A 9,791-nucleotide genomic window follows, 5' to 3' on the forward strand; every position below is an offset into this window, starting at 1 on the left:
ACGGGCAGGATGAGTTCTCCGTCTGTCACCGCATCGGCTAAAGAACGGTCCTCGGGCAGAGACAGGGCAATGGCGGATACCTTGGATGCGGATGCGATTGTTTCCTGGTCACTCAATGCGAAGGATTCTATCTGGGGATAGGCTCCATCAGTGGTATACCAGGTTCCCGGAATCTCCGGGTCTGCTCCTGTCATGCGGCTGGTGCTAAGGCCCTTCAACGGAAGTCCGAATTCTCCGGAAGTTTCCTCCGCGAACTGGACGATCTCACCGGTACAGGCCATCTGAATGTCGAACACACAGCCGTCCAGCTGACCGTCCCTTGATGCGCAAAATGCTGCACGAACGTTTCCTGATTCTCCGATTATCATGGCGGAGTAGCTGTTTTGAATGAATCCGTTATGGATGGCAGTGAAACCTCCTGTAATATCATCGCTGTCCACAAGCCCGGAGGCATAACTGTTCTCAATCCGGGTATCCTGTCCTGTGATTCCGACAAAACCTCCGGTATATGTTTCAATATCTCCCAGTGCCGAGCTAATAGTCGCCAGTGTAAAACTGTTAGATATCAATGTTTCCCCGGATGTCTCTGCGATAAGCCCACCGATGGCCACCCGTTCCGCTGTCACTAGGATGTAAATATCGCCGTCCGGGTTGCCGATGTATTCTATTGAGTCTTCTGGTTCTTCAAATGTCATGTCACTCTCATCAATCTGCGAATTCTGTCCGCCGGAATTGGATGGCGCATCGCTCCCCACCGGGCCTTGGGCGTCGGACGGGGTTGCGTCGGATGGGCTGGCTGGCTGGATAGCGTCCTGGATAGATTCCGTATCGGCATCTACCATGACGGGTAGTTTTAACATCAGCTGTCTGCGGTTGATAGCCTGATAGCCTACAGTTTCTGAAATACTCAGTGATGCCTCATCTCCGCCTCCGGATATTCCATCGGATTCAAATGATGACTGATTTGTCTCTTCCTGTTTTGGTGTCGTGTTATCCGCAGTATCAGAATCCTCCGTGTTTTTATCAGTTGCGTTTTCTTTGCCAGAATTACCGGAATCTGTACTGCTGTCTCCACCTTCCATACTGCCAGACTCTGCGTTGTTTCCTCCGTCAGTGTTGCCAGACGTCTCATTGTTATTGGTTTCTTCAACAGTTTCGTTGCTGTTATTATCAGCATTTGGATTTCCATCAGCTTCTCCGGTACTTCCACCAGTTTCTCCGGTACTTCCGTCAGTTCCCCCGGTACTTCCACCAGTTTCTCCGGTACTTCCGCCAGTTTCTCCGGTACTTTCGCCAGTTCCAGCATTTCCAGTTCCTTCGCTGTTGCTTTCTTCCGTAACACTGGTATCTCCCGCAGGACCTTTCTCTCCATCTACGCTGCTCTCTTCTACACCACTGCTTCCTGATTCCATACCTTCTACGGACTCAGTCCCATATCCGGGGCCCGCTTCCATACCGGTGTTTCCTTCCTCCGTAAGACCAGGTCCTATCTCTTCCGGCGCCTCTGAAACAGCCGTACTCTCCACTACTCCAGGCCCTCTCCGCTCCTCAGCTTCCGATGGGCTCGCTTTTTCCAGCAGGTATTCTGCCTCTGCCGGACTCGCCGTGTAAATTGCTCCATTCATCCCACAGTTTACAATCTGGGAATCTATAGCATAAGCGGCCAGCGCTCCATATCCATCCACGTAATGCTCCCCATCAGAATAGGTAAATGGACTCACTATCTCCGCTTCACTCAAAAACAGATTCTCTATCTCCGCATCCTCCACCACTCCAAACAGCGGTCTTCCAAGGCCGCTTATCATGTGGCCGTTCCCGTCCAGTTTTCCGGTAAATGGCTCTATGTTTGTTCCTATGGAATATTCCAGCCCGCTTAAATCCAAATCCTCCTCCAGCTGATATCTCCCATTCAGGTTATATTCCTCACTTTCCGTATCCAGCAGATACTGGGCAAACTCCTCCTCTGTGTAGAGCAGTACCAGCTCCCGGCTCTTGGCTCTGGCCGTCCCGATGCTGTGAATCGTATACCCTGCCACCAATACCAGGATGAGACAGGCGGTCCCTGCCACTAGATACTTCAGATATTCCATCTTTCCTGTTCTCGTATGTAATATAAAATGACTCATGTTATCCTCCATTCCCCCTGATAATCAAAATCACTCTTCCCTGTATTTCTCCGGACGGCACCGTCCCGATGCTGCTGTCACGGCTGTCGATTGACACGCTGCGGTTGTCCCCCAGCACCAGATACTGGCCATTCATCACCGTCTGGGTCATACCTGGTTGTTCCTCTACTTTTTCTGTACTCACTTTTTTATTTCTGGCATCTGCATCCGACAGCGTCACATAGTCTTCCTGAATTTCCTGCCCGTTAACCACCACACGGCTTCCCGACGAGTTGACTTCCACCCGGTCTCCCGGCAGGCCCGCTATCCTCTTTACCATGCTCTCTCCATTTTTCTCAAAGACGATAACCTCATTCCGCTGATACTTTTCGCCTATCCGGCTATATACAATCCAGTCCCCGTGATTCAAATACGGATACATAGAATTCCCTGACACCCTGTCCACGCCAATCAAACAGCCAAACATAACCGCAATGCAGACAATGACCGCCGCCACACTAAGTGCCATCCTCACATTTCTGCGCCTTCGTCTCACAAAATAACGCCGGATTTCCACCCGTATCTGGCTGCGCATCTGTTTCCCCAGCCTGGTAAGTGTTTCCGCATCCCGGCCAGTTCCAGCTTCATGGCTGATTCCGGCATCTTGCGCCGCCTCCACGGATTTCACAATATCCCACAGGTAACAGATGATCTGGTTCTCATCGAATCCCCCAAACCGGACCGTCCGAAAATGGGAGATTTTTCTCTCTTTTTTTGTTTTCCCCTTCGGCTCCTGCCTGCGGGACCTGCCTCTGTATCCCGCCGTTTCCACGGTCTGGCACCTTCCTTTCAGGGTTGACCCGGTAATATGTATTATGAAGTAAAGCACGGCTGGAATATTCTCATATAACTCATAGAAAAGTCCTACTGGCAGCTATCTGGGATAATTTTTTGATCAATTTTATAGATATTTCAGAGATACTTCAGAATGCAGGAGCTCTGCTCACAAACATTTGGACACAGCAAACAGGCGATTTTGACCTCTTACGCCTAATCACCCTTTTTCCTACCCACCAGACCACAATTCTGCGAATCTCCCATCAAATTTTGCAACATTTTCCAATTCAAACCTTGCAATTTTTACGAAAGTGGGTATAATAGACTATATCGTAAGAGAAGAATCCCTTATCTGTTAGATATCGATACCTCATAATACATATTATGGGGTCTTTTTATTTTTTACGTCTGATGGCCGTTTCCAGCTAACTCAGCACCATCCGCATCCGCGACATCTGCCGCCTGGGCTGTTCTTCCGTACTCATGGTATAGATTCGTGTCGTGCTGATATTCGAATGTCCCAGCAAATCCATCAACCGGACCACATCCTTCTCAATACTGTAAAAAACTCTTGCAAACAGATGCCTGAAATTATGAGGAAATACCTTCGCCGTATCCACCCCGGCCTCTCTCCCCAGAACCTTCATCCGCTTACTGATATTACTCCTGTCCATCAGCTTCCCATTCCTGGTTATAAATATACTCCCACTCACAATTCCTACCTTCCGGCAGTACCTCTTCAACACCTTCACCAATTCCACCGGCAGCAATGCCACCCTGGATTTCCCCTTATTATAAATCTCCGCCCGCCCCGTCTCCAGCGCCTCCACTGTAATAAACCGCAGCTCACTGATTCGAATCCCGGTACTTCCAATGGTCTGCAGCAGCATGCTCATCCGGATATCCCCCTTCCGCTCCGCCGTATGTACCAGCCTCTCATAATCCTTCTCCGTCAACTCCCTCTCCTTCTCGCTAAACTGAACTCTCTGAATCTTAAACAGCTTCACCTTACATTCCTCACACCCCAGATACTCAAAAAAGCTGTTCACCGCCGCCAGCATGGAATTCACACTGGTCGTCTTATAATTCTCATTCAGATACTGCTTATACTCCAAAACCAGCTCCTTATCAAACTCCCCTCCCCCAAACTCCTTCACATACCCCAAAAACTTCCTCACATCCCGCAGATATTTCTCCACCGTAGCCCGGCTTCTCTCCTCCTCCTTTAGATACCTTTCATACAAAATCATCTCCTCTTCCATCGTCATTTTCACATTTTTACGCTCTCCCATATTAAAAAAATCCCCTTTCTTTTTCAGGTGTAAATATCTTGATTCTCCTAAACTAAAAGGACCATGATAGTTTTATCATATCATAGTCCTCTGTTTTGCGCATCATTCTTTTTTCATTTATTTTGCATTCTTCCCATACACCTCAATCTGGCTCAACGCCGGGAATGGGGATGGGTCGTCGGCTTTGATTAGCTGACTTAATTTCATCCAGGTGATTCCCTTCTTCTCTATCCGGAAGCTGTGAGGTTTCACGCTTTTTTCCATCTCCACAACCTGGCTGCTGCCGTCGGAGAACGTGAAGGTTGCCTTTACCCACCAGTTATCATGAGGGAAATCGGCTCTGGTGTACAATACAACGGTGTCAAAATCCACCGGCCTTCCAAAATCCAGCGTCATCTCGGCGTCATCCTGCATGTTGATTCCCCAGGACTCGTAAGGCCAGGCGCCGTGGGATTCGTTGGCCACCACGCCGTCGATGGCATTGCGCGCCGCAAATACGGACTCGCCTCTTGTCTCCACATTGGCATAGGCATGGGGATAGCATCCCAAATCTCCGTGCTGGTCCATCACATTTTTCGCCAGGTTCCGGTAACTCTCGTTCTCGTAACCGGAAGCATTTCTCATGGTGATATAATGTCTCTCACCGGTAAATGATTTCGGATTGTAAGATATTTTCTTCTCGTCAAACGGAATCGTGTATTCCACGGACGGGCTGGTCAGGTACACATATGCCTCATCCATGGTGTCATCCACGCGAATCACATAGTAGGTATCCGTCTCCGACGTTTCAAAGGTAATGGTATCTCCCGGCTCATAAGCGCCCTCATACACCATCACCAGCTCCTCCTGTCCGGTTACCTGCTTTTTCACCTCGTTCTGGCCATTTTTTATGGTTATCGTTAATTCTGACATAATGTTCCTCTCCTCTTTCTCTATTTCGATTACTGCTTTTCGACTATTACTATCATGCCAAAAACTGCCACGGTTGTCCATATATATTTTTCAGAAAAAATATGCAATTTTTATGGATTTTGGCCCTTCGGGGACATTTCCAGCATAAACTGACTGTAAAAGCCGTTGGAGCGGAGATTCACATGAAAGAATTGCCATATCAGAGAGAGAAAGCGCTGGAGTATGCCAGAATCTGGGCCTTCAAGCGCAATCCGGCCTATCTTGATTACGAAAAACTGGGAGGCGACTGTACCAACTATGCGTCCCAGTGCCTCTACGCCGGGAGCGGGGTCATGAATCCCACACCTACATTCGGGTGGTACTATTACAGCAGCAGCAACCGGACCCCATCCTGGACCGGGGTTCCATTTCTATATCAGTTTCTCACCACCAACAAAAGTGTCGGCCCATATGCCACCGTGGTAAATGCGTCCTATGCCGAGCCCGGCGACATTGTCCAGCTTGGAACAAGCGCCGGTCATTTCTACCACAGCCCCATCATAGTCGGGAAATCAAACGGAGAAATCTACGTGGCCGCCCACACCTACGACGCCTACATGCGCCCTCTAAGCACCTACGAATACGACCAGGCCCGTTTCCTCCATATCCAGGGGGTCAGGAACTGGTAGGCGGATGCGAAAAACAGCTGCTCTGGGTTTTCATCAATCAAAGCAGCTGTTTTTCCCACTATTATTTATTCTGATTTCTTAAACGTTCAACAATCTCCTCATCCGTACTTTCCGGATGTTCCTCCAGCAGATGGCACATCTTTCGCACCAGTTCTTCATCCGTTTCCAATACATCCACAATCTCGTCAACAGCCATCCCTTTCTCTTGTTTCTTTCGAATAAGAGATACAAAAAACGACATTCTGCCACATTCTACTCTCCTCTTCAACTCGTCCGCAAACAATTCCTCCAATGCATCACACATCTTTCCCACCTCCTCATAATGCTCCGCCTGAAACCCCGGATGCCACTGCAATGTCTTTTTTCCCATTTGTTTTCTCCTCCCAGTATAACAAAAAAATCGCCCTAATCTCAATAGTACTGAATGAAAATTTAATCGTTTGAATATGTGACCGAACTGGTCATTACAGTGGCTTCCACCGTAGATACCGCAATAGCGGCAGTTGATTGTTCCGCAGAGAGAAATCCGCGGGAAACATTATCCATCAGCCAATTACTGACATAAAACATCCCTCCCTTTTAACCATCGATACATGACTTGGTTACAAACTTTAATATGTGTGAATCTTTGGCCGAACTGGCCGCAACGGCTTGCGCCGAAGATTGCTCACAGAGTTGAATCTCTGTGTGAATGGATTTAGTATAACACATCGCCCTGGGTGATGCAATGCGTAATTTCCAAAAAATCGTTTATTTCCGATTCAAATTCACAATTGTGGTGGAATTATTGTGGTGGAATTGAGGCCATTGTGAAAGTATGCTATAATAAAAACAGCAAAATCTGAAAGGACAACAAGCTCATGTTTGTAACCCATTTGTTTGAGCCGGTATTTAATCATGAATCCAGGGTTTTAATTCTCGGTACCATGCCATCGCCCAAATCCAGGGAGCTGGGGTTTTATTATGGGCATCCGAGGAACCGTTTCTGGCCTGTGATGGCTGATATTTTTAAAGAACCGTATCCGGAGACAACGCAGGAGAAGATTGCATTCTGCCACAGGAACCACGTGGCTGTCTGGGATGTGTTGAAAAGCTGTGAGATATCCGGCGCTGATGACAACAGCATCAAAAATCCGGTGCCCAACGATATGAACGAGATTCTTTCACAGGCCCCCATTCAGGCGGTGTTCGCAACCGGGACCAAGGCGAGTACCCTGTACCAGAAGTACTGCTATCCCCTCACCGGGATTCCCATCATCAAACTCCCCTCCACCAGTCCCGCCAACTGTGGAACCTCCTATGAGAAGCTGCGGGAGGCCTACCTTGCCATTCTAAACTATCTGTAAATAAATGTAACAAAATAAAGAGTCTGCCGAGGCAGACTCTCCGCCGGAGCGCGGTTGCTTCAGCAACCATACTACCTTAGCGCGGAGTGCGCATCCCCCGGAGGGTTTTTGTATAACAGGACGCACTTTCCTGTTATATAAAAAACAGCCACTTTGGTCTGTCGGCAAAGTGGCTGCTTCTTATCTGATTAAATCCACCGTATTTCAGGAGGACTCTCTCATGTGAATATAATATCATTATTGTTACTATAATGTCAATCCAAATTTTTCCATTTTTCATACCAATTTTTCCATTTTCGACGAAAAACGCAATATTTGTGTCTGGCGAACAGAATTTCTCTACACAATCTCCACATCATCCTCCCGGAGCATAAACATCCCCAGCCCCAGAATCACCCCATAAACCTCCTTTGGCATTTCCTCCGACGTCATGGTCATCTTCTTTTGGAATGACAGCATGTGGCTCATGGCACCTGCTTTTTTCTCTTCCAGATATACCTCAAACTCCCGCTTCTTATCCTGGACAATTTTAAGCTCCCCCCATGGGGTCTCCAAAAGCAGCTCCTCCGCCATCGGCGGACGGAACAGACTGGGCTGGAGAATATTGCCTGCCTCGTCATGTTCATAGAGAATCCGGCCATCCATGCTGCAATTCTCCTTACCCCGGCCATCCCTCTCCTGCCCGGCCGCGCTTCCTCCTGCTTCCCGGCAGCTCACGGCTATCCGGTCACCGTCCTTGACGACATCGTACACCATCTCCCCAGCCCCGTCAAGCACTCTCATCTGCCCGCTTTTCCCGTGTACCTTCTGCACCTGGGCCAGACAGCTTCCCTGTTCATCGCACAAAACATATTTCCCACCTCTGTACTTTGCAGTCACTTCCATACCGTCATCCTCCTATCCCAATCCATGAAACTCCCACATTCAAAATGCCAGCCAGCACCATCACCAATATGGGATTCATTTTCATTTTTTGCAGCAGCACCACGCAGATGCCAAAGATTACCACCAGACTCCAACTGGTATTGGAAAGCCGTATCGGTGCATCGCTCCCCCAAAATGCCGAAATCAATATCAGAATTCCCGCCGACGCAATCATAGACACCACCGCTGGCCGCAGGGAATTTAAGATTCCCTGGAGCATCACCATATTCCGGTATTTCAGGTACAGCTTTGCCAGCAGCGTCACAATGATACAGGACGGTAAAATGCACCCGGCCGTAGCCACAACCGCCCCCGGAATTCCCGCTATCTTAATCCCCACAAAGGTGGCCGAATTTACCGCAATGGGCCCCGGCGTCATCTGGGAGATGGTTATCAAATCTGTGAATTCCCCCATATTCAGCCAGCCGTGCTGCGACACAATCTGGCTCTGAATCAACGGCATGGCCGCATACCCGCCGCCGAAGCTGAAAGCCCCAATCTGAAGAAAACTCAAAAACAACTGCAGATATATCATACTTCCCTCCCCTTTCTGCCCGCCAGCAGAGTTCTGACCACACCAATCAGCCCGCAGACAATTACCACATAAACCACATTTACATTGAACAAACAGGTGGCAATAAACGCCCCCGCCATAATCGTCATCGATGCCGCATTCCGTCCATGGACAATTCCATATCCCATCTCATAGACCACCGCCGCAATCACCGCTCCAACTCCCGCCTGCATCCCCTCCAGCATCTGGCTCACAATCAGGTTATCCCGCACCAGATTATAAACCACAGACAACAGAGAAATGATGACAAAGGGCGGCAGTATGGTAGCAATCGTCGCCGTCAGCACCCCCGCCATCCCGGCCAGCTTGTATCCCACCACAATGGCTCCGTTCACTGCAATGGCTCCCGGCGAAGACTGGGCAATGGCAATCAAATCCAGCATTTCGTCCTCCTCAATCCAGTGATACTCATTCACAAACTTTTTCTTCATCAACGTCACAATCACATATCCCCCGCCAAAGGTAAAGGCGCTCAAATACAGGGTTGATATAAAAAGTTTTACCAAAACCTTCCGTTTCTTTTCCCGCTCCATATCCTCTCTCCTCCTTACACCCTTATTATATTCACTCTTGATTAATAAGTAAAATAGTATTATTATATGAAATATATAATGATTTTGATATAGATTATCCGCCGGAAAAGGAGTACAGCCATGACCTTAAGACACATGAAAATCTTTGTCACCGTCTACCAGAACAAAGGCATCACCAGCGCCTCCCAGATACTGCATTTAGCCCAGCCATCCGTCAGCCTTGCCATCCGGGAGCTGGAGGAATATTACGGGATTCATTTGTTTGAGAGAATCGGAAGAAGAATTTACCCCACGGAATGTGGGAAAGATTTTTACGGATATGCCCTTCATATCGTCTCGCTGTTTGACGAAATGGAGACGAAGGTGAGAAACTGGGACGCCATCGGCACCCTGCGCATCGGCGCCAGCGTCACCATCGGCACCCACCTGCTGCCTGGCATTCTCAAAAGGGCTTCCATCCTATACCCGGATTTGACCATCAAGGTTCTCATCAACAACTCCACCTATATTGAGGAGCATCTCATGGACAATACCATCGACGTAGGGCTGATTGAGACCCGCCCGGAGCTTCCGGACCTTGTCTACGAGCCCTTCATGAAG

11 protein-coding genes are annotated in these 9,791 nt (G+C 48.7%); 3 read left to right on the top strand and 8 right to left on the bottom strand.

Annotation, left to right across the window (positions count from 1 at the left end; genetic code table 11):
* The 4 genes from HMPREF9473_RS17960 to HMPREF9473_RS17975 form a co-directional block, all read right to left on the bottom strand.
* On the bottom strand, positions 1-2,126 hold a 2,126-nt coding region (locus tag HMPREF9473_RS17960; protein ID WP_006781615.1), incomplete at its 3' end, for a GLUG motif-containing protein.
* Position 2,127: 1 nt separating this feature from the next.
* On the bottom strand, positions 2,128-2,937 hold the full coding sequence (lepB, locus tag HMPREF9473_RS17965) for a signal peptidase I (protein ID WP_006781616.1): 810 nt from the start codon (positions 2,935-2,937) through the stop codon (positions 2,128-2,130).
* A 430-nt stretch (positions 2,938-3,367) separates the two neighbouring features.
* A complete protein-coding gene (locus HMPREF9473_RS17970) occupies positions 3,368-4,234 on the bottom strand; it encodes a tyrosine-type recombinase/integrase (protein WP_006781617.1) in 867 nt (288 codons plus the stop codon).
* 117 nt (positions 4,235-4,351) lie between these two features.
* Complete coding sequence (locus HMPREF9473_RS17975; protein ID WP_006781618.1) at positions 4,352-5,146, bottom strand: DUF7402 domain-containing protein; 795 nt, start codon at positions 5,144-5,146, stop codon at positions 4,352-4,354.
* Between the two features lie 182 nt (positions 5,147-5,328).
* Here HMPREF9473_RS17975 and HMPREF9473_RS17980 point away from each other — a divergent pair, with 182 nt between their 5' ends.
* Complete coding sequence (locus HMPREF9473_RS17980; RefSeq protein ID WP_006781619.1) at positions 5,329-5,814, top strand: amidase domain-containing protein; 486 nt, start codon at positions 5,329-5,331, stop codon at positions 5,812-5,814.
* Positions 5,815-5,875: 61 nt separating this feature from the next.
* Here the strand turns inward: HMPREF9473_RS17980 and HMPREF9473_RS17985 are convergent, their stop codons facing one another.
* The gene (locus HMPREF9473_RS17985) at positions 5,876-6,184 is read right to left on the bottom strand and encodes a hypothetical protein (RefSeq protein ID WP_006781620.1); all 309 of its coding nucleotides are present in this window, start codon (positions 6,182-6,184) and stop codon (positions 5,876-5,878) included.
* Between the two features lie 490 nt (positions 6,185-6,674).
* Between HMPREF9473_RS17985 and HMPREF9473_RS17990 the strand changes: the two genes are divergently transcribed.
* Positions 6,675-7,160, top strand: coding sequence for a DNA-deoxyinosine glycosylase (locus HMPREF9473_RS17990; RefSeq protein ID WP_006781621.1), 486 nt, complete (start codon positions 6,675-6,677; stop codon positions 7,158-7,160).
* A 339-nt stretch (positions 7,161-7,499) separates the two neighbouring features.
* Here HMPREF9473_RS17990 and HMPREF9473_RS17995 read toward each other — a convergent pair whose 3' ends face one another.
* Genes HMPREF9473_RS17995 through HMPREF9473_RS18005 form a run of 3 tightly spaced genes read right to left on the bottom strand, consistent with a single transcriptional unit; the run spans position 7,500 to position 9,191 of the window.
* Entirely contained in the window at positions 7,500-8,045 is a 546-nt protein-coding gene (locus tag HMPREF9473_RS17995) for a hypothetical protein (RefSeq protein WP_006781622.1), read from the bottom strand.
* Between the two features lie 4 nt (positions 8,046-8,049).
* Entirely contained in the window at positions 8,050-8,619 is a 570-nt protein-coding gene (locus HMPREF9473_RS18000; RefSeq protein WP_006781623.1) for a chromate transporter, read from the bottom strand.
* Positions 8,616-9,191, bottom strand: coding sequence for a chromate transporter (locus HMPREF9473_RS18005; protein WP_006781624.1), 576 nt, complete (start codon positions 9,189-9,191; stop codon positions 8,616-8,618). The genes HMPREF9473_RS18000 and HMPREF9473_RS18005 overlap by 4 nt, the downstream gene beginning before the upstream one ends.
* A gap of 120 nt (positions 9,192-9,311) precedes the next feature.
* On the opposite strand from HMPREF9473_RS18005, the gene HMPREF9473_RS18010 reads away from it, so the two are divergent.
* On the top strand, positions 9,312-9,791 hold a 480-nt coding region (locus tag HMPREF9473_RS18010), incomplete at its 3' end, for a LysR family transcriptional regulator (protein ID WP_006781625.1).

This window comes from Hungatella hathewayi WAL-18680, from assembly GCF_000235505.1.
GTDB classification, from domain to species: Bacteria; Bacillota; Clostridia; order Lachnospirales; family Lachnospiraceae; genus Hungatella_A; species Hungatella_A hathewayi_A.

Coding starts and splice junctions, on each gene's coding strand:
- HMPREF9473_RS17985 (WP_006781620.1), bottom strand. CDS start 6,184: ATGGGAAAAAAGACATTGCAGTGGCATCCGGGGTTTCAGGCGGAGCAT.
- HMPREF9473_RS17995 (WP_006781622.1), bottom strand. CDS start 8,045: ATGGAAGTGACTGCAAAGTACAGAGGTGGGAAATATGTTTTGTGCGAT.
- HMPREF9473_RS18005 (WP_006781624.1), bottom strand. CDS start 9,191: ATGGAGCGGGAAAAGAAACGGAAGGTTTTGGTAAAACTTTTTATATCA.
- HMPREF9473_RS18000 (WP_006781623.1), bottom strand. CDS start 8,619: ATGATATATCTGCAGTTGTTTTTGAGTTTTCTTCAGATTGGGGCTTTC.
- HMPREF9473_RS17980 (WP_006781619.1), top strand. CDS start 5,329: ATGAAAGAATTGCCATATCAGAGAGAGAAAGCGCTGGAGTATGCCAGA.
- HMPREF9473_RS17975 (WP_006781618.1), bottom strand. CDS start 5,146: ATGTCAGAATTAACGATAACCATAAAAAATGGCCAGAACGAGGTGAAA.
- HMPREF9473_RS17970 (WP_006781617.1), bottom strand. CDS start 4,234: ATGGGAGAGCGTAAAAATGTGAAAATGACGATGGAAGAGGAGATGATT.
- HMPREF9473_RS17990 (WP_006781621.1), top strand. CDS start 6,675: ATGTTTGTAACCCATTTGTTTGAGCCGGTATTTAATCATGAATCCAGG.